Source organism: Streptomyces sp. NPDC020490, assembly GCF_044335305.1.
Taxonomy (GTDB): Bacteria; Actinomycetota; Actinomycetes; order Streptomycetales; family Streptomycetaceae; genus Streptomyces.
Map to the genome: position 1 here is coordinate 52,548 of NZ_JBIRUY010000020.1, position 18,596 is coordinate 71,143.

General features: G+C 72.7%; 17 protein-coding genes and 1 riboswitch. Of the genes, 9 read left to right on the forward strand and 8 right to left on the reverse strand.

Annotation, left to right across the window (positions count from 1 at the left end):
- Nucleotides 1–39 precede the first annotated feature (39 nt).
- Nucleotides 40–2,283 (reverse strand): glycogen debranching protein GlgX, encoded by a 2,244-nt coding sequence (gene glgX, locus ACH4ZX_RS21410; protein WP_398274871.1) that lies wholly within the window; start codon nucleotides 2,281–2,283, stop codon nucleotides 40–42.
- A gap of 197 nt (nucleotides 2,284–2,480) precedes the next feature.
- Here glgX and ACH4ZX_RS21415 point away from each other — a divergent pair, with 197 nt between their 5' ends.
- The 6 genes from ACH4ZX_RS21415 to ACH4ZX_RS21440 all read left to right on the forward strand — a co-directional run bounded on the left by ACH4ZX_RS21415 (nucleotide 2,481) and on the right by ACH4ZX_RS21440 (nucleotide 8,977).
- Nucleotides 2,481–3,698: an Ig-like domain-containing protein gene (locus tag ACH4ZX_RS21415; protein ID WP_398274874.1), complete on the forward strand. Its 1,218-nt coding sequence runs from the start codon at nucleotides 2,481–2,483 to the stop codon at nucleotides 3,696–3,698.
- A gap of 155 nt (nucleotides 3,699–3,853) precedes the next feature.
- Nucleotides 3,854–5,110 carry an Ig-like domain-containing protein gene (locus ACH4ZX_RS21420; protein ID WP_398274877.1) on the forward strand — a complete coding sequence of 419 codons (1,257 nt, stop codon included), beginning with the start codon at nucleotides 3,854–3,856 and terminating at the stop codon, nucleotides 5,108–5,110.
- A 247-nt stretch (nucleotides 5,111–5,357) separates the two neighbouring features.
- Complete coding sequence (locus ACH4ZX_RS21425; RefSeq protein ID WP_351892614.1) at nucleotides 5,358–6,125, forward strand: enoyl-CoA hydratase-related protein; 768 nt, start codon at nucleotides 5,358–5,360, stop codon at nucleotides 6,123–6,125.
- A 311-nt stretch (nucleotides 6,126–6,436) separates the two neighbouring features.
- Nucleotides 6,437–6,940, forward strand: coding sequence for an ATP-binding protein (locus ACH4ZX_RS21430; protein WP_398274880.1), 504 nt, complete (start codon nucleotides 6,437–6,439; stop codon nucleotides 6,938–6,940).
- Nucleotides 6,941–7,016: 76 nt separating this feature from the next.
- Nucleotides 7,017–7,796, forward strand: a complete 780-nt coding sequence (locus tag ACH4ZX_RS21435; protein WP_398274883.1) for a polysaccharide deacetylase family protein — start codon at nucleotides 7,017–7,019, stop codon at nucleotides 7,794–7,796.
- A complete protein-coding gene (locus tag ACH4ZX_RS21440; RefSeq protein WP_398274886.1) occupies nucleotides 7,796–8,977 on the forward strand; it encodes a hypothetical protein in 1,182 nt (393 codons plus the stop codon). Before ACH4ZX_RS21435 ends, ACH4ZX_RS21440 begins: the two co-directional genes overlap by 1 nt.
- A gap of 51 nt (nucleotides 8,978–9,028) precedes the next feature.
- Here the strand turns inward: ACH4ZX_RS21440 and ACH4ZX_RS21445 are convergent, their stop codons facing one another.
- Nucleotides 9,029–9,661, reverse strand: a complete 633-nt coding sequence (locus tag ACH4ZX_RS21445; protein WP_398274889.1) for a GNAT family N-acetyltransferase — start codon at nucleotides 9,659–9,661, stop codon at nucleotides 9,029–9,031.
- A 126-nt stretch (nucleotides 9,662–9,787) separates the two neighbouring features.
- Here ACH4ZX_RS21445 and ACH4ZX_RS21450 point away from each other — a divergent pair, with 126 nt between their 5' ends.
- Entirely contained in the window at nucleotides 9,788–10,000 is a 213-nt protein-coding gene (locus ACH4ZX_RS21450; RefSeq protein WP_351892628.1) for an EF-hand domain-containing protein, read from the forward strand.
- Nucleotides 10,001–10,095: 95 nt separating this feature from the next.
- Nucleotides 10,096–10,830, forward strand: a complete 735-nt coding sequence (locus tag ACH4ZX_RS21455; RefSeq protein WP_398274892.1) for an NADPH-dependent F420 reductase — start codon at nucleotides 10,096–10,098, stop codon at nucleotides 10,828–10,830.
- 208 nt (nucleotides 10,831–11,038) lie between these two features.
- Here the strand turns inward: ACH4ZX_RS21455 and ACH4ZX_RS21460 are convergent, their stop codons facing one another.
- The 6 genes from ACH4ZX_RS21460 to gcvT all read right to left on the reverse strand — a co-directional run bounded on the left by ACH4ZX_RS21460 (nucleotide 11,039) and on the right by gcvT (nucleotide 16,765).
- Nucleotides 11,039–11,581, reverse strand: a complete 543-nt coding sequence (locus ACH4ZX_RS21460; RefSeq protein WP_398274895.1) for an MOSC domain-containing protein — start codon at nucleotides 11,579–11,581, stop codon at nucleotides 11,039–11,041.
- An 89-nt stretch (nucleotides 11,582–11,670) separates the two neighbouring features.
- Complete coding sequence (locus ACH4ZX_RS21465; RefSeq protein WP_398274898.1) at nucleotides 11,671–12,228, reverse strand: glycoside hydrolase family 25 protein; 558 nt, start codon at nucleotides 12,226–12,228, stop codon at nucleotides 11,671–11,673.
- A 107-nt stretch (nucleotides 12,229–12,335) separates the two neighbouring features.
- Nucleotides 12,336–13,703, reverse strand: coding sequence for an L-serine ammonia-lyase (locus ACH4ZX_RS21470; protein ID WP_398274901.1), 1,368 nt, complete (start codon nucleotides 13,701–13,703; stop codon nucleotides 12,336–12,338).
- A gap of 151 nt (nucleotides 13,704–13,854) precedes the next feature.
- Nucleotides 13,855–15,120, reverse strand: a complete 1,266-nt coding sequence (gene glyA, locus ACH4ZX_RS21475; RefSeq protein WP_398274904.1) for a serine hydroxymethyltransferase — start codon at nucleotides 15,118–15,120, stop codon at nucleotides 13,855–13,857.
- Between the two features lie 15 nt (nucleotides 15,121–15,135).
- A complete protein-coding gene (gene gcvH / locus ACH4ZX_RS21480; protein ID WP_398274907.1) occupies nucleotides 15,136–15,513 on the reverse strand; it encodes a glycine cleavage system protein GcvH in 378 nt (125 codons plus the stop codon).
- Between the two features lie 133 nt (nucleotides 15,514–15,646).
- Nucleotides 15,647–16,765, reverse strand: coding sequence for a glycine cleavage system aminomethyltransferase GcvT (gcvT, locus tag ACH4ZX_RS21485; RefSeq protein ID WP_398274910.1), 1,119 nt, complete (start codon nucleotides 16,763–16,765; stop codon nucleotides 15,647–15,649).
- Nucleotides 16,766–16,950: 185 nt separating this feature from the next.
- Nucleotides 16,951–17,084: riboswitch (glycine riboswitch) on the reverse strand.
- Between the two features lie 178 nt (nucleotides 17,085–17,262).
- On the opposite strand from gcvT, the gene ACH4ZX_RS21490 reads away from it, so the two are divergent.
- Nucleotides 17,263–17,931, forward strand: a complete 669-nt coding sequence (locus ACH4ZX_RS21490) for an AAA family ATPase (RefSeq protein WP_398274913.1) — start codon at nucleotides 17,263–17,265, stop codon at nucleotides 17,929–17,931.
- Nucleotides 17,932–18,596 lie beyond the last annotated feature (665 nt).

The window sequence follows — 18,596 nt, forward strand, 5'->3', positions numbered from 1 at the left end:
GCGTGTTCGAGCGGTCGTACGCGGCTGCCGGTGCGGCCGTCACGCCACCCGCAGCAGCAGCACCGACCGCTCCGGCACCGTGATCGCCGTGCCCGCCGGATGGGTCACGCCCGGCGCCCCCGCCTGCTCCTCCAGCGAGGTGTCGACGACCACCTGGTACCGCTCCGCCCACGGCGGGCCCGGCAGTACGAAGCTCACCGGGCGGTCCCCGGCGTGCAGCACGGCGAGGAAGCTGTCGTCGACGACCGGCGCCCCCCGCTCGTCCCGGCCCGGGATGTCCCGCCCGGAGAGGTACATGCCGAGCGTGGCGGTGGGCGCGTACCAGTCCCCTTCCGTCATCTCCGTGCCCCGCGAGGTGAACCAGGCCAGGTCGCGCAGACCGTCCGCGGAGTGGGCGCGGCCGGAGAAGAACGCCCGGCGGCGCAGCACCGGATGCCGGCGGCGCAGCCCGATCAGCCGGGAGGTCAGCTCGCACAGCGCCCGCCAGCCCGGATCCTCCAGCAGCCCCCAGTCGACCCAGCTGGTGTCGTCGTCCTGGCAGTAGGCGTTGTTGTTGCCCCGCTGGGTGCGCCCCAGTTCGTCGCCCGCGACCAGCATCGGCACGCCCGTCGACAGCAGCAGCGTGGTCAGCAGGTTGCGCAGCTGCCGCCGCCGCAGCGCCCGTATCCCCTCGTCGTCGGTCTCGCCCTCCGCGCCGCAGTTCCACGACCGGTTGTCGTCGGTGCCGTCCCGGTTTCCCTCACCGTTCGCCTCGTTGTGCTTGCGCTCGTACGACACCAGGTCGCGCAGGGTGAAGCCGTCGTGCGCGGTGACGAAGTTGACCGACGCGTACGGTCTGCGGCCGCCCCAGGCGTACAGGTCGCTGGAGCCCGACAGCCGGTAGCCGAGGTCCCGCACGTCCGGCAGGGCGCCGCGCCAGAAGTCCCGCACGGCGCCCCGGTAGCGGTCGTTCCACTCCGTCCACAGCGGCGGGAACGCGCCCACCTGGTAGCCGCCGGAGCCGACGTCCCACGGCTCGGCGATCAGCTTCACCCGCCGCAGCACCGGGTCCTGCGCGATGACGGCGAGGAACGGCGAGAGCATGTCGACGTCGTGCATGGAGCGGGCCAGCGCGGCCGCCAGGTCGAAGCGGAAGCCGTCCACGCCCATCTCGGTCACCCAGTAGCGCAGCGAGTCGGTGATCAGGCGCAGCACGTGCGGCTGGACGACGTGCAGGGTGTTGCCGCAGCCGGTGTAGTCGGCGTAGCGGCGGGCGTCCGGCTGGAGGCGGTAGTAGCCGCGGTTGTCGATGCCCTTGAGCGACAGCGTGGGACCGTACTCGCCGGCCTCGGCGGTGTGGTTGTAGACCACGTCGAGGATCACCTCGATGCCGGCCGCGTGCAGGGCGCGCACCATCCGCTTGAACTCGCCCACCTGCTGGCCGGTGGTGCCGGAGGCGGCGTACCCGGCGTGCGGGGCGAAGTAGCCGATGGAGTTGTAGCCCCAGTAGTTGCGCAGGCCGCGCCGCAGCAGGTGGTCCTCGTGCGCGAACTGGTGCACCGGCAGCAGCTCCACGGCCGTCACGCCGAGCCTCACCAGGTGCTCGACGGCCGCCGGGTGCGCCAGGCCGGCGTAGGTGCCGCGCAGTTCCTCCGGGATGCCCGGGTGCAGCTTGGTGAAGCCGCGCACGTGCACCTCGTAGATCACCGAGTCCGCCCACGGCGTCCGGGGCCCGCGGTCGTCCGACCAGTCGTCGTCATCGTGCACCACGACGCCCTTGGGGACGTACGGCGCCGAGTCCCGGTCGTCGCGCACGGTGTCCGCGACGTGCTGCTCGGGCCAGTCGCGCACATGCCCGTACACCTCGGGCGGCAGCGTGAAGTCGCCGTCCACCGCGCGGGCGTACGGGTCGAGGAGCAGCTTCGCCGGGTTCCAGCGGGCGCCGGTCCACGGGTCCCAGCGGCCGTGCACCCGGTAGCCGTACCGCTGCCCCGGCATGACGCCCGGCACGAAGCCGTGCCAGATCTCGTGCGTCAGCTCGGCCAGACGGACCCGGCTCTCCTTGCCGCGGTCGTCGAACAGGCACAGCTCCACCGCCTCCGCCCCGCCCGCCCACAGCGCGAAGTTGGTGCCCGCCACCCCCTCCGGCCCGACCAGGAACCGGGCCCCCAGCGGCATCGGCGCGCCCGGCCACACCGGCACGCCCGGCACCTGCCGCCGCGCGCCGTCGATCACGACGGCCGGACGCGCCTCCCCGCCGGCGCGTTCCCCGGCCACCGCCTCCTGCTCGGCTGCGCTGGACACCTGTCAGCCTCCCACGGCTCGTGGAACGACACCCGGAAGGGCGTGCGGCGGCGGCATCCGGCCCCGGCGTCCCCGTGGCGCGCCGCTGCGGCTCGGCGGCGGCCGCCACACCCCCTCGCGTCGTCCTCCCCACTGTTCTGCCCAGACCGTGGCTCGCACTCACGTTTCCCCAGGGCGGGCCCGTCGTTGGGCAGCGCGTGAGGCACGTACACGGGCGCGCGCGGCGCGCGGGGGCCGCGTCGGCGGCCGTACTGACATGGGCGGCGCTGCTGGCCGGCTGCACCTCCGGCGGCGTGAGCGGCACGGACGGGGTGCCCGGCGCGGCCGGGGCGCGCGCGGAGACCATCCGGATCTCCCCGGACGACGGCAGCATGGGCGTGCGGCCCGGCGCACGGCTGCTGGTGCGGGTGGAGAGCGGGCGGCTGGAGTCGGTGAGGGTCGTCAAGTCCCAGGACGCGCGGGAGTCGGAGGTGGCCGGACGCATCTCCGACGACGGCCTGCGCTGGGAGCCGGCCGCCGGCCGCCTCGCGCCGGCCGCCCGCTACACGGTCGACGCGGTGACCCTGGACGTCCACGGGCGCCGCTCGGCCCGCCACGCCACCTTCACCACGTACGTCCCCGACGAGCGCCTCACCGCCCGCGTCACCCCGGACAACCGCTCCACCGTCGGCACCGGGATGATCGTGTCGCTCCACTTCAACCGCGAGGTGACCGACCGCGCCGCGGTCGAACGGGCCGTCAGGGTGACCGCCAGCCCGGCCGTCGAGGTGCGGCCGCACTGGTTCGGCGGGTCCCGCCTCGACTTCCGCCCCGAGCGGTACTGGAAGCCCGGCACCGAGGTCACCGTCTCGCTGCGGCTGCGCGACATCGAGGTCGCCCCCGGGGTCCGCGGACCGCGGGACAGGACGGTCTCCTTCACCGTCGGCCGCGGCCAGGTCTCCCGGGTCGACGCGGCGAAGCACACCATGCAGGTGCGCCGGGACGGCAGGCTGCTGGCCACCGTGCCGGTCACGGCGGGCGCCCCCAAGTCCCGCACCTACAACGGGAAGATGGTGGTGATGGAGATGCTCGAGGTCACCCGTATGAACAGCCGCACGGTCGGCTTCGGCGGCGAGTACGACATCCCGGACGTCCCGCACGCCATGCGCCTGACCGACTCCGGCACCTTCGTGCACGGCAACTACTGGGCGCCGGACGCCCCCGGACGGGCCAACATCAGCCACGGGTGCGTGGGGCTCAGGGACGTCAAGGGCGGCGGCTCGGACACCCCCGCGGGCTGGTTCTTCGACCGCAGCCTGGTCGGGGACGTCATCGAGGTCGTCCACAGCGATGACCAGAAGGTCGCTCCCGACAACGGCCTCGGAGGGTGGAACATGGGGTGGAAACAGTGGAAAGCGGGCGGCGCGCTCCGGTGAGCCGGGCGCCGGGCCGCGCGGACGTGTCCGAGGTTGCGACGCAATGGTGACCTTCTGCCCGCTCGTACCCCGAAATTGGACGGTTAATATGCGCCAATGAGCGCGGGGGACGCGCCGGGGTGCGGGCCTGACCAGGCCCGGCGAGGGGAGAGAACGTGAACGTGCGGCCGATATCGGGGGCGTCGGTTGACGCACGCGGGCGGGGCGGAAAAGGGCTGACGGCGCTGATACTCGGGGCGCTGCTGGTGACCGTCACCGCGTGTGGAGGGGGAAACGCGGACTCCGGCTCCGGGTCCGGCTCCGGGTCCGGTGACGCGAAGGGCAACGACTCCGGCCAGGCCGTGAGCAAGCAGTCCGAGGCCGTGGTGTCCATCGCCCCCAAGGACGGCGCGAAGTCCGTCGACACCAGCGGCGCCCTCAAGGTCAGCGTCGGCAAGGGCAAGCTGACCCAGGTCCAGGTCAAGGACTCCAAGGGCACCGAGATACCCGGCAAGTTGTCCGCCGGCGGCACGGCCTGGACGCCGTCGACGCACCTGGCCGCGTCCACCAAGTACACCGTGCACGCGGTCGCCAAGGACTCCGCGGGGCGCGAGGCCGCCGAGGACTCCAGCTTCACCACGCTGACGCCGCCGAACACCTTCGTCGGCTACTTCACTCCCGAGGACGGTTCCACCGTCGGCGTCGGGATGCCGTTCTCCGTCCGCTTCACCCGGGGCATCACGCACCCGGAGGACGTCGAGAAGGCCATCAGCATCAAGACCGAGCCGGCCGTGGACGTCCAGGGCCACTGGTTCGGCAACGACCGCCTCGACTTCCGTCCCGAGAAGTACTGGGCGGAGGGCACCAAGGTCACCGTGCGGCTCAACCTCGACGGCGTCGAGGGCCGACCGGGCGTCTACGGCAGCCAGGCCAAGACGGTCTCCTTCACCATCGGCCGCAACCAGGTCTCCGTGGTCGACGCCAAGAAGCACACCATGAAGGTCACGCAGGACGGCAAGGTCGTCAAGACCATCCCGGTCACCACCGGCAAGCCCGGCTACGACACCTGGAACGGCCAGATGGTCATCAGCGAGAAGCTCCGGGTGACCCGCATGAACGGCGACACGGTCGGCTACGGCGGCGAGTACGACATCGCGGACGTGCCCGACGCGATGCGGCTGACCACCTCCGGCACCTTCGTGCACGGCAACTACTGGGCCTCCGGCGCCTTCGGCAACTACAACGCCAGCCACGGCTGCGTCGGCCTGCAGGACGTGCGCGGCGGCTACGACCGCAAGCTGCCGGCCGGGTGGTTCTTCGACCACTCGATCATCGGCGACGTGGTCGTCGTGAAGAACTCCGACGACGACACGGTCGCCCCCGACAACGGCCTGAACGGCTGGAACATGTCCTGGGAGAAGTGGACGCAGTAGCCGTCCCCCGACCCGCGGCCCCGGTGCGAGACACGGCACCGGGGCCGTTGCCGTTGCTGCCGGTGCCGGTGCCGGTGCCGGTGCCGGTGCCGGTGCTGGTGCCGTGTCGCCCGGTGTGACCGACCGCACCGAGGCGAGTGCCGTTAGTGCCCGTGCTGTGTCTGCCTGGGGGCAACCCCCAGACCCCCGGCCGGGTGTGACCGACCGCACCGAGGCGAGTGCCGTTAGTGCCCGTTAACCTGCCTGCATGACCGTGAATCTCGAAGTCGCCGAGGGCGTCGGCACCCTGCGCCTGGACCGCCCCCCGATGAACGCGCTGGACGTCGCCACGCAGGACCGGCTGAAGGAGCTCGCCGAGGAGGCGTCCCGCAGGGACGACGTGCGCGCCGTGGTGCTCTACGGCGGGGAGAAGGTGTTCGCCGCCGGCGCGGACATCAAGGAGATGCAGGCCATGGACCACACCGCGATGGTCCTGCGCTCCCGCGCCCTGCAGGAGTCGTTCACGGCGGTGGCCCGCATCCCCAAGCCGGTGGTGGCGGCCGTGACGGGATACGCGCTGGGCGGCGGCTGCGAACTCGCCCTGTGCGCCGACTACCGGATCGCCGCCGACAACGCCAAGCTCGGCCAGCCGGAGATCCTGCTCGGGCTGATCCCGGGCGCGGGCGGCACCCAGCGTCTGGCCCGCCTGATCGGCCCCTCCAAGGCCAAGGACCTGATCTTCACCGGCCGCATGGTCAAGGCGGACGAGGCGCTGACGCTGGGTCTGGTGGACCGGGTCGTGCCGGCCGCCGACGTCTACACCGAGGCGCACGCGTGGGCCGCGAAGCTCGCGCAGGGGCCGGCGCTCGCGCTGCGCGCCGCCAAGGAGTCGGTCGACACCGGACTGGAGACGGACATCGAGACCGGGCTCGCGGTCGAACGGAACTGGTTCGCGGGCCTGTTCGCCACCGAGGACCGCGAGCGCGGGATGCGCAGCTTCGTGGAGGAGGGGCCGGGCAAGGCCAAGTTCCTCTGAGCCCGCCGGGACCGCTGATCCGCCGGCGGGCTCTGTGAAACCGCCCACAGACCCTTGCAATTGACGGGATGTCTCATCCGGGCCCCTCGGCGGGACGGTTTGTGGGAGCCTTGACGCACCCTTAAGCCTGCCTTGTCGAGGGGGACCGTCGATTGTCTCCAGGTGAGCAGTCACCGCAGGCCGGACCGGCTGCGGGCGGTTCCGAACCGCCCGCGGCACATGTCGGAGGACCTGCCCGGGGCGAGTCATTCCCGAGGGTGTATTCCTCGGGAACGGCCCCGGGGGCCGTTCCGGACGGCCATCATGGGGCCATGGCGGGGCTGGAGGGCATCGGGCAGCCGCGGGGACAAGGCCGTGCGACCACAGGGCGGTGGTCGCCTGCGGTGGAGGACGAACAGGGACTCAAGGCGCTGGAGCTGTACGGCGATCCGACCGACGCGGAGGTCCCGCTGCCGTCCCGCCCGGAGTCCGCGGCGACCGCCCGCCGCCTCGCCCAGGTCGTGGTCCTGCGTCACTGGGGCCTCACCCCCCGGATGGCGGAGGACGCCGTCCTGCTCGTCTCCGAACTCGTCGGCAACGCCGTGCGCCACACCGGTGCCCGCGTCTTCGGCCTGCGGATGCGCCGCCGCCGGGGCTGGATCCGCATCGAGGTCCGCGACCCGTCCCGCGGCCTGCCCTGTCTCCTGCCCGTCCAGGAGATGGACATCAGCGGCCGGGGCCTGTTCCTCGTCGACAAGCTCTCCGACCGCTGGGGCGTCGACCTGCTGCCGCGGGGCAAGACGACGTGGTTCGAGATGAGGGTGACGGACCGGTGATCCCCGGTGCGACCCGCACCGGACGCCAATCGGACTAATCAGCTGTTTTCCGGTCGGATCCGCCTTAAATGGTGCGGTGACCACGACCGATCGTCGCACCGCGCTGCGGACCGGCGCCGGGCTCGTCGCCGGTGGCGTGCTCGCCGCCGGATGCTCCGCCGCCGGCGCGGCCGCCCACCCCGCCCCCACCGCCGCCGCCCCCACAGCCCGCCCCTCCACCCGCCCCCCGGCCCCCGGCCCGCGTCACTACGCCGGCCGGCCCGCCCAGCTCACCCACGGCCCCCGCACCCGACCCCGCGTCGCCCTCACCTTCCACGGCCAGGGCGACCCCGCCCTCGCCCGCGCCCTGCTCACCGAGGCCGAGCAGCACGGCGCCCACGTCACCGTCCTCGCCGTCGGCAGCTGGCTCGACGAACACCCCTCCCTCGCCCGCCGCATCCTCGACGGCGGCCACGACCTCGGCAACCACACCCAGCGCCACCTGGCCGTCAACACCATGACGCAGGCCGACGCCCGCGCCGAGATCACCGCCTGCGCCGACCGGCTCAGGCGCCTCACCGGCTCCATCGGCACCTGGTTCCGTCCCTCGCGCGCGCCCCGCGCCTCCCCGCTCGTCCTGCGCCTGGCCCGCGAGGCGGGATACCCGCACGTGCTGTCGTACGACGTCGACTCCCTGGACTACACCCGGCCCGGACCCGACGCCGTCACCCGCAAGGTCCTCGGCGAGATCCGCAACGGATCCGTGGTGAGCCTGCACTTCGGCCACCCGGACACCGTCGCCGCGCTCCCCGCCCTACTGGACGAACTCGACCGCCGCGGTCTGGCCGCGGTGACCACCACGGAGCTGTTCAGCTGATGCACCGCACCCTCGCCCAGCGCGCCCTGCTCGCCGCCGCCGCGCTCGCCGCCCTCGCCGCCTGCGGCGGCCCCGCCCGCCCCCGTGCCGAGGAGGCCGCCCACAGCAGCGCCGCCGTCCGGCCCGCCCCGCCGAAGGCGGCGGCGGTCCAGGGCCTGCCCGGCATGCCGCCCGTCCTCGACCCGCACGACGTGTACGCGGCCGACCGCCCGAACCGGCTCTCCCCGGTGGTCCGGGACTTCCCGTCCCGCGTCTACGTCCCCAACACCAACTCCGACACCGTCTCCGTGATCGACCCGAAGACCTACCGGGTGATCGAGACGATCCCGGTCGGCACCCAGCCCCAGCACGTCGTCCCGTCCTGGGACCTGAAGACGCTGTGGGTCAACAACGACAAGGGCAACACCCTCACCCCGATCGACCCGAGGACCGGAAAGGCCAGCCGCACGGTCGACGTGCACGACCCGTACAACCTCTACTTCACCCCCGACGGCCGCTACGCCGTCGTCATGGCCTCCCTCGACCGCGAACTGGTCTTCCGCGACGCGCACACCATGAAACGCGTCAAGACCGTCCCGGTCAGCTGCTACGGCGTCAACCACGCCGACTTCTCCCTCGACGGCCGCTACTTCATCGTCTCCTGCGAGTTCAGCGGCGAACTGCTGAAGGTCGACACGGCGAAGATGAAGGTGGTCGGGCAGCAGCGGCTCCCGCACCACGGCGCGATGCCGCAGGACGTCAAGGTCTCGCCGGACGGCAAGAAGTTCTACATCGCCGACATGACCACCGACGGCATGTGGGTCCTCGACGGCGACAAGTTCACGACGCCGGCCTTCCTGCCCACCGGCAAGGGCTGCCACGGCCTGTACGTCAGCCGCGACTCGCGCGAGATGTACGTCTCCAACCGCGGCGAGGGCTCCGTCTCCGTCTTCGACTTCCGGCAGCAGCGGGTCACCAGGAAGTGGCACCTGCCGGACGGCGGCAGCCCCGACATGGGCGGTGTCTCCGCCGACGGCAAGGTGCTGTGGCTGTCCGGCCGCTACCACTCCGAGGTGTACGCCATCGACACCCGCACCGGCCACCTGCTGGCCCGCGTCAAGGTCGGCAGCGGCCCGCACGGCCTCGCCGTGTACCCGCAGCCGGGCCGCTACTCGCTCGGCCACACCGGCATCTTCCGCTGACCCGACGGCGGATCACGGCCGCGGATCACCGCGGCGGATCACGGCCGCGGATCACCGCAGCAGCGCCTCCGAGCCCACGGGACGGTAGCCGGCCGCCTGGAACGCCCGCAGCGAGCGGGCGTTCCCCGCCGCGATCTGCGCCCACACCGGCTCACCCCCGCCCAGATGCCGGGCCGCCGTCGCCAGGGCGCGCCCCAGCCCGCGGTGCCGTACGCCCTCGTCCACCTCCACGGCTGCCTCCAGCCGCCCCGCGACCCCCCGCCCCAGCACGAGCACGCCCCCGTCCGCCGCCCACACCCGGACGCCGTCGCGCCTGCGGCGGGAGGTCACCACCCGCGGATGGTCCGGGTCGGCGATCTCGGTGAGCGCGAGCGGCGGCCCGCCCGGCAGGGCGGAGCCCACCGTCAGCACGTCGACCGTGTCCGCCGTGCGGCCCGTGCGGTCCATGAACGCGGTCAGGAAGCGGGCGTTCATCGTCGCGGCGAGCGCGTCGCAGTCGGTCTCCCGCAGGGCCCGGCGCACCCACCGCGGGTCCTCGTCCGTGAAGACCACGGAGTGCGCGGTGAAGGCGATGACCCCGGCGTCGCGGGGCGAGGGCTGCGGCAGGACCGTCGTCCGCCCGTCCGCCGGCGGGAAGAGACCCCGCGCCGCCGCGTCCAGCATGTCCCGCAATGTCTCCGCCATTCGACCGCTCCTCCAGTCTCCGCCCGCTCCCGGGTGGTCCCCGCACCGCGCACTCACCGCGCCCGTTAGTCTGACCTGCGGCAGAACGCCGGAAGACACGAGAAACGTAACAAGAGGGGTGGATCGGTGGCGGACATCGAAGAGGCGCGCAAGGAGTTCCAGCGGATCGACAGCGACGGCGACGGGTTCATCACCGCCGCCGAGCTGAAGACCGCGCTCGCCCAGGGGGGCGACTGGAACGTCACCGAGTCGGTCGCCGAGGCGATCATCAAGACCCGTGACCTCAACGGCGACAAGGTCCTGTCGTTCGACGAGTTCTGGACGTACCTGAACAAGTGACGTGAGCGCGGACGCGAAAGGGGCCGGCTCGCCGCCGCGACGGTCGACCGGCCCCTTCGTCGTACCCGCCCGTCCGGCCGCCCGTCCGGCCCGGTGTGCGGAATAGCCGTCGCTCCGGGAGGGTTGGTGGTGCTCACGGGCACGACACCACCCCCGGAAGGGCGACCGGCATGAAGATCGGCATCATCGGCGCGGGCAACATCGGCGGCAACCTGACCCGGCGGCTCACCGCACTCGGGCACGACGTCTCCGTCGCCAACTCCCGCGGACCGCACACCCTCACCGCGCTGGCCGAGGAGACCGGCGCGACGCCCGTCCGCGTCGAGGAGGCGGCGCGCGGGGCCGGGATCGTCGTCGTGACGATCCCCCTCAAGGCGATCCCGGACCTGCCGTCCGGCCTGTTCGACGAGGCCGCGGACGGCGTCGCCGTGATCGACACCGGCAACTACTACCCGCAGCGCGACGGCCGGATCGCGGAGATCGTGGACGACGGCGTCACCGAGAGCCGCTGGACGGAACGCCACCTCGGACACCCGGTGATCAAGGCGTTCAACGGCACCTACGCCCAGGACATCCTCGACCGGCCCCTCCCGGCCGGAGACCCGGACCGCATGGCGCTCCCGGTCGCGGGCGACGACGAGGCGGCCAAGCGGAAGGTCAGGGCCCTGATCGACGAGCTCGGCTTCGACACCGTCGACGCGGGCGGCCTGGACGACTCCTGGCGTCAGCAGCCCGGCACGCCGGTGTACGGCCTGCGGGCCGGCGTCGAGGAGGTCACCAAGGGCCTGGCGGAGGCGTCCCCGGAACGCCCGGCCGACTTCCGCGCGTAGCGCCCGTCCGGCGGATCGGGTCGGAGGAGACCGGCGGGGCCCTGCAGCCCGGGTGAGCGGGGCCTGGTGCGTCCGGGTGCAAGGCGGGGGAGGGCGTCGACGCGATGGGGGTCCCCCGCTGGGGGAAGGCGTGCGGGACGCCGTGTCTCCGGCATGATCCGCCGGACAGGCCCCTGGGGCCCCGGCCCGCCGGGCGGGCCGGGGCGCCTCACACGATGTGGAGGGGCCGGTGCGGCCCGTCCGGCAGTTCGACGGTGATCGGGTCTCCGGGCCGCACCACGCCCCCGGCGGCCACGACGCCCATGATCCCGGCCTTGAACCGGACGCTCCCGTCCGCGCCCCGCTCGACGACCTGCTTCAGCAGGCCCTTGTGGAAGCCGTCGATCTGCGCGCACGGATTGCGCAGCCCGGTCACCTCGACGACGGCGTCCTCCCCGAGGCGCAGCCGGGTACCCGTGGGCAGCGCCGGCAGATCGATCCCGCGGGTGGTGACGTTCTCCCCGAGCTGCCCGGCCGCGACCTCGAACCCGGCCGCGCGGACCTCGTCGAACAGTTCCTCGTGCATCAGGTGCACCTGCCGCAGGTTCGGCTGCGAGGGATCCTTCCGCATCCGGGACCGGTGCTTCACCGTCTCCCCGGCGTGTACGTCCCCCTCGACCCCGAGCCCGGCGAGCAGCGTGATGCTCTCCCGGTTCGGCTTGGTGAACGAGTACACCCCGTTCCGGCTGACCGCCCCCACCGTTCCGTCCACGTCGGCTCCCCTCTGCCCCGCGGCGGCCGTCCGCCGCAGGTCACGACCCTACTCGCCAGGCCGGTCCGCTCCCGCGGGACGGGTGCCCGTCACGCGCCGCCCGCCCACTCCCGCAGCGCGTCCTTCGTGGCGAAGGCGGCGACGTCCTTGTCGTGCGGTGTGCCGGCGTACTGGTGGAAGCGCCACTTGGCCTTGATGCGCGGCTCGCCCGCGGTGACGTAGTCGGCGATCCACAGGCCGTCGCCCGCGTACGACGTGGTGTCGATGTTCAGCCAGAAGTTCCGGTTGCAGTAGAGCAGGACCCGGTGGTGCGGCCGCAGCGCCTTCACCTTGCGTATGAAGGAGTCCTTCTGCGCGTTGGACGCGTGCGTGCCGTCGCCGGTGGTCTCCCAGTCGACGGCGAGGATGTCGCCCGCCTTCTCGGGGGCGTGCTTGACGAAGTACTCGGCCTGGGCCTGCAGGTTGCCGGGCCACAGGAAGTGGTAGAAGCCGACGACCAGACCGGCGTCCCGGGCCCGCTTCGTCTGGGCGGCGAGCCTGGGGTTGACGTACGAACGGCCCTCCGTCGCCTTGACGAAGGCGAAGGAGAGACCGTCCGTGTTGAAGGACGAGGACTGATACGCACTCACGTCGATACCGCGCAGCATCGGGGGACTCCCGTAATTTCCGTCGGCGGGACAGGAGTTGTACCCCGTACCTGAACCGTCAACCGCCCGCCCCCGCGTGTCGGCCGCGGGGGCCGGCTCCGGCGCCCTCAGCACTCGATGATGTTCACCGCGAGCCCGCCCCGCGCCGTCTCCTTGTACTTCACCGACATGTCGGCGCCGGTGTCCTTCATCGTCTTGATGACCTTGTCCAGGGACACCTTGTGCGAGCCGTCGCCGCGCATCGCCATCCGGGCGGCCGTGACCGCCTTGACCGCGGCCATGCCGTTGCGTTCGATGCAGGGGATCTGGACCAGGCCGCCGACCGGGTCGCAGGTGAGGCCGAGGTTGTGCTCCATGCCGATCTCCGCGGCGTTCTCGACTTGTTCGGGCGATCCGCCGAGCACCTCCGCCAGCGCGCCCGCCGCCATCGAGCAGGCGGAGCCGACCTCGCCCTGGCAGCCGACCTCGGCGCCGGAGATGGAGGCGTTCTCCTTGAACAGCATGCCGATCGCGCCGGCCGCGAGCAGGAAGCGGACCACGCCGTCCTCGTCGGCGCCGGGCACGAAGTTCATGTAGTAGTGCAGGACTGCGGGGATGATGCCCGCCGCGCCGTTCGTGGGGGCGGTGACCACCCGCCCGCCGGCCGCGTTCTCCTCGTTCACCGCCATCGCGTAGAGCGTGATCCACTCCATCGCGTGCGCCAGCGGCTCGCCCTCGGCGCGCAGCTGGCGGGCCGAGACGGCGGCGCGGCGGCGCACCTTCAGGCCGCCCGGCAGGATGCCCTCGCGGGACATGCCCCGCGACACGCACTCCCGCATCACCCGCCAGATCTCCAGCAGCCCGGTCCGGATCTCCTCCTCGGTGCGCCAGGACCGCTCGTTCTCCAGCATCAGGGCGGAGATCGACAGGCCCGTCTCCTTGGTCAGGCGCAGCAGTTCGTCGCCCGTGCGGAACGGGTACTTCAGGACCGTGTCGTCCAGCTTGATGCGGTCCGCGCCGACCGCGTCCTCGTCGACGACGAAGCCGCCGCCCACCGAGTAGTACGTCTTCGACAGCAGTTCGGCGCCCGAGGCGTCGCGGGCCCGCAGGATCATGCCGTTGGCGTGGTACGGCAGCGCCTTGCGGCGGTGCAGCACCAGGTCGTCGTCGAAGGAGAACGGGATCTCGTGCTCGCCGAGCAGCCGCAGCCGGCCCGACTCCCTGATGTCCGCCACCCGCTGGTCCGCCGTCTCCACCTCCACCGTGCGCGGGGATTCGCCCTCCAGGCCCAGCAGCACCGCCTTCGGGGTGCCGTGGCCGTGGCCGGTCGCGCCCAGGGAGCCGTACAGCTCGCCGCGCACGGACGCGACGGCCTCCAGCAGGCCCTCGTTGCGCAGCCGGCGGGCGAACATGCGGGCCGCGCGCATCGGGCCGACCGTGTGGGAGCTGGACGGGCCGATGCCGATCGAGAACAGGTCGAAGACCGAGACGGCCACGGTGACTCCTCGGGAACGGGGCTGTGGGAGGTGCGGGAAGGTGTTCGCGCGGCGCCCCACTCGCCTACGAGTGTGCGGGGCACCGAGCGGAAAGGAACCACGGGTCCGGGCGCCTTTCCGGACGGGTGCCCGGAAAGGTGCCCGGAAGGGCCTACTTGTTCAGACCGGGGTACAGCGGGTGCTTGTCCGCCAGCGCCTTCACCCGGGCCTTCAGCGCTTCCGCGTCGTAGGACGGCTTCAGCGCCTGCGCGATGACGTCCGCCACCTCGGCGAAGTCCTCGGCCCCGAAACCGCGGGTGGCCAGCGCGGGCGTGCCGATGCGCAGGCCCGAGGTGACCATCGGCGGGCGCGGGTCGTTCGGGACGGCGTTGCGGTTGACCGTGATGCCGACCTCGTGCAGCCGGTCCTCGGCCTGCTGCCCGTCCAGCTCGGACTCGCGCAGGTCGACCAGGATCAGGTGCACGTCCGTACCGCCGGACAGCACGTTCACCCCGGCCTCGCGGGCGTCCGCCGCCGTCAGCCGCTCGGCGAGGATCCGCGCGCCCTCCACCGTACGGCGCTGGCGCTCCTTGAACTCCTCGCTCGCCGCGACCTTGAAGGACACCGCCTTGGCCGCGATCACGTGCTCCAGGGGGCCGCCCTGGAAGCCCGGGAAGACGGAGGAGTTGAGCTTCTTCGCGAAGTCCTTCTTCGCGAGGATGATGCCGCCGCGCGGCCCGCCCAGCGTCTTGTGCGTGGTGGAGGTGACGACGTCCGCGTGCTCGACCGGGTTCGGGTGCAGACCGGCGGCGACCAGACCGGCGAAGTGGGCCATGTCGACCCACAGGTACGCCCCGGCCTCGTCCGCGATCCGGCGGAACTCGGCGAAGTCCAACTGCCGCGGGTACGCCGACCAGCCCGCGATGATCACCTTGGGCCGGTGCTCCTTGGCCAGCCGCTCGACCTCGGCCATGTCGACCAGCCCGGTCGCGGGGTCCACGTGGTAGGCCACCACGTGGAACTGCTTGCCGGAGAAGTTCAGCCGCATCCCGTGGGTCAGGTGACCGCCGTGCGCGAGGTCCAGGCCGAGGATGGTGTCCCCGGGCTGGGCCAGCGCGAACAGGGCGGCCTGGTTGGCGGAGGCGCCCGAGTGCGGCTGGACGTTGGCGTACTCGGCGCCGAACAGGTCCTTGACCCGGTCGATGGCGATCTGCTCGGCGACGTCGACGTGCTCGCAGCCGCCGTAGTAGCGGCGGCCGGGGTAGCCCTCGGCGTACTTGTTGGTGAGGACCGAGCCCTGCGCCTCCATGACCGCGAGCGGAGCGAAGTTCTCCGAGGCGATCATCTCGAGCGTGGACTGCTGGCGGTGCAGCTCGGCGTCGACCGCGGCGGCGACCTCCGGGTCGAGCTCGTGCAGGGGCGTGTTCAGTACGGACATGACGGGGACGACTCCTCAGCCGGTGGTGTGGGCGGCGTACTCGTCGGCGGAGAGCAGGTCGGACGGCTCCTCGGTGACGCGCACCTTGAACAGCCAGCCGCCCTCGAAGGGGGCCGAGTTCACCAGCGACGGGTCGTCGACGACATCCTCGTTGATCTCCGTGATCTCACCGGTCACGGGGGAGTACAGGTCGGACACGGACTTGGTCGACTCCAGCTCGCCGCAGGACTCGCCCGCGGTCACCGTGGAGCCGACCTCGGGGAGCTGGGCGTAGACGACGTCGCCGAGCGCGTTGGCCGCGAACTCGGTGATGCCGACCGTCGCGACGCCGTCCTCGGCGGCCGACAGCCACTCGTGCTCCTTGCTGTAACGCAGCTGCTGCGGGTTGCTCATGGCCTGAATTCTCCTGTACGCGGGGAACTGCTGGTGAGTGGGGGACTGCGAAGAACGTGCGTGAGCAGGCGCGATGTGCGCCGTGTCACGCGCGTGCGGCTACGACGGTGGCACTCGCGCGGTTACGACGGTGTCACTTCTGCCGCTTGTAGAAGGGCAGCGCCACGACCTCGTACGGTTCGTGGGTGCCCCGGATGTCCACACCGACCCCGGGGGTGCCCGGCGCCGCGTGCGCGGCGTCCACGTACGCCATGGCGATCGGCTTGCCCAGCGTGGGGGAGGGGGCGCCGGAGGTGACCTCGCCGATCACCTCGCCGCCGGTGACGACCGGGTAACCGGCGCGCGGGACGCGGCGGCCCTCGGCGACCAGGCCGACGAGGACCCGCGGCGGCTCGGCGGCGGCGCGGTCGGCGGCCTCCTGAAGGGCCGCCCGCCCCACGAAGTCGCCCTCCTTGCCGAACTTCACGACCCGGCCGAGCCCGGCGTCGAAGGGCGTCACCGACGTGCTCAGCTCGTGCCCGTACAGCGGCATGCCGGCCTCCAGGCGCAGCGTGTCGCGGCAGGACAGGCCGCAGGGGACCAGTCCGGCGGGCGCGCCCGCCTCGGTCAGCGCCTGCCACACCTTCTCCGCGTCGGACGGGGCGACGAACAGCTCGAAGCCGTCCTCACCGGTGTAGCCGGTGCGCGCGATCAGGGCCGGCACGCCCGCGACCGTGCCGGGCAGGCCCGCGTAGTACTTCAGACCGTCGAGGTCGGCGTCCGTGAGGGACTTCAGGATGCCGGGGGACTCGGGGCCCTGGACGGCGATCAGCGCGTAGGCGTCCCGGTCGTCGCGGACCTCGGCGTCGAAGCCGGCGGAGCGCTCGATCAGGGCGTCCAGCACGACCTGGGCGTTGGAGGCGTTGGCCACGACCAGGTAGTCGGTCTCGGCCAGCCGGTAGACGATCAGGTCGTCGAGGATGCCGCCGTCCTCGCGGCAGATCATGGTGTAGCGGGCCCGGCCCGTCCGCACGCCGCCGATGTCGCCCACCAGGGCGTGGTCGAGCAGGGCGGCGGCCTGCGGGCCGGTGACGGCGATCTCGCCCATGTGGGAGAGGTCGAACAGGCCCGCCCGGGTGCGTACGGCGTTGTGCTCGTCGCGCTCGGAGCCGTAGCGCAGCGGCATGTCCCAGCCGGCGAAGTCGGTCATCGTCGCGCCGAGCGAGCGGTGCAGGGCGTCGAGGGCTGTGTGACGGAGTTCGGTACTGCTCATCGGGCGGTCGTCTCCCAGGGCGATGGGGGTCCCCCCATGCGAGCGAAGCCGAGCATGGGGGAAGCGAGGTCGTTCCTCCCCATCTGTCATCGGAACCTGAGAGGTTCGCCATGACCAGGGACGGGATCACGGCTTGCACCTTGGGTGGAGCCGCTGGTGGACAGCGGCCCGCTTTTCAGATGTGCCTCGCCCGCGCGGTAACGGTGCCTGAGAGATTCAAGGGAGGGACTTGCTCCTTCGGCGTCCCGGTGAGGCGCACGTGGCGACGCGAAACATGGCGACGCGTACGTGCTGCCGGGAACTCTCCCGCGCGGATTCAAACGGCCGGTATGCAGTTGGCGGGCACATCATCGCACGCCTCGCCGGATGGTGGGCGGTCGGCTACTTGTGACAGGCCTGTGGCCGTAAACGTATCGAACCGGGAGACAGTGTGGATTACCTTCTTTTTACATTCGGTGGGGAGAAGTTCTCTGACCCCCGCAGGGAGGACGATCACGGTGACAAGGCCCACGGCGTATGCGACGACCTCGGCTCTCGCGCTGCCCGACCAGCCCGCGGCTCCGGCCCGCGAGCGGTACGCTGCCCGGCCCGCGCCGGTCGTCCGCGACCTGCGCGAGCGGTCCGGCCGCAGCCCGCACGCCCTGCTGTTCGGTTCCCGCGACGTCGTCGTGGTCACCGGACTGCCCGGCAGCGGCAAGTCCACTCTGATGAAGCGGGCGGTGGTGGGCGTCCGCATCGACTCCCAGGACGCCCGCGACCGCTGGGAGCGCCGCATGCCCCGCTTCCTGCCCTACGCCGTCTACCGCCCCCTGGTCCGCTTCGCCCACTACGCGGGACTGCGCCGCGCCCTGCGCTCCGGCGAGGGCGTCGTCGTGCACGACTGCGGCACGCAGGCGTGGGTGCGCGGCTGGCTCTCCCGGGAGGCCCGCCGCCGCGGCGGCACCCTCCACCTGCTCCTGCTCGACGTCGCGCCCCAGGCCGCGCTGGAGGGCCAGCGCGAGCGGGGCCGCGGCGTCTCCCGCTACGCCTTCGCCCGGCACCGCGCGGCCGTGTCCCGCCTGCTCCGCTCGGTGGAGCGCGGCGATCTGCCCGACGGCTGCGGCTCGGCGATCCTCCTGGACCGCCCCGCCTCCGGCGTCCTCCGCAGAATCGCCTTCACCGGCTGACCACCGCCCCGGCCACCCGCCGCGCCCGGTCACCCGCCGCGGCGTGTGCGTCCGCCGCCGGACGCCACCCGCCGCGGTGCGGTGCGCACGCCCACCGCACCGCGCACCACCGCACCGCGCACCACGGCACCGCGCACCATGTCGTGCGCCCACCCGGCATCACGCGCCCGGCCCCTTCGGCGGTGTCGCCGAACCGGAGCGTTCGGTGACTCGGCCGGCTCCCGGGGCTCAGGGACGGATTCGGCCGGTCTCGCGGCCGGCCCCGGCGGCATGGCGACCGGCCTCCGGCCGTGCTGCCGGACCACCTCCGGCCGGCCCGGAAGGCAAGCACGGGCCGACTGCCGGACCGCCGGCAGCGGCACGCCACTGGCCTCCACCGTCCCGGCACCAGTTCCCCGCAGTCCTGCGGGCGGCCTCGGGCGGTGTGGCCGACGGCTTTCCCGGAGCGCTGCGACCGGCCGGCCGGACCTGCGGGACCGGCCTCCGCCGGCATGGCGACCGGCCTCCGGACGTCGCCGGACCGTCCCCGGCCGACCGGGGGTGCGTGCTCGGGTGGGTTGCCGGGCCGACGGCATCGGCATGCAACCGGTCCCGTCGGTTTCGCGGCCGGTCTCCGGCGGTACTGCCGGGCCGCCCCCGCCCGACCGGGGCGCGAGCACGGGTGG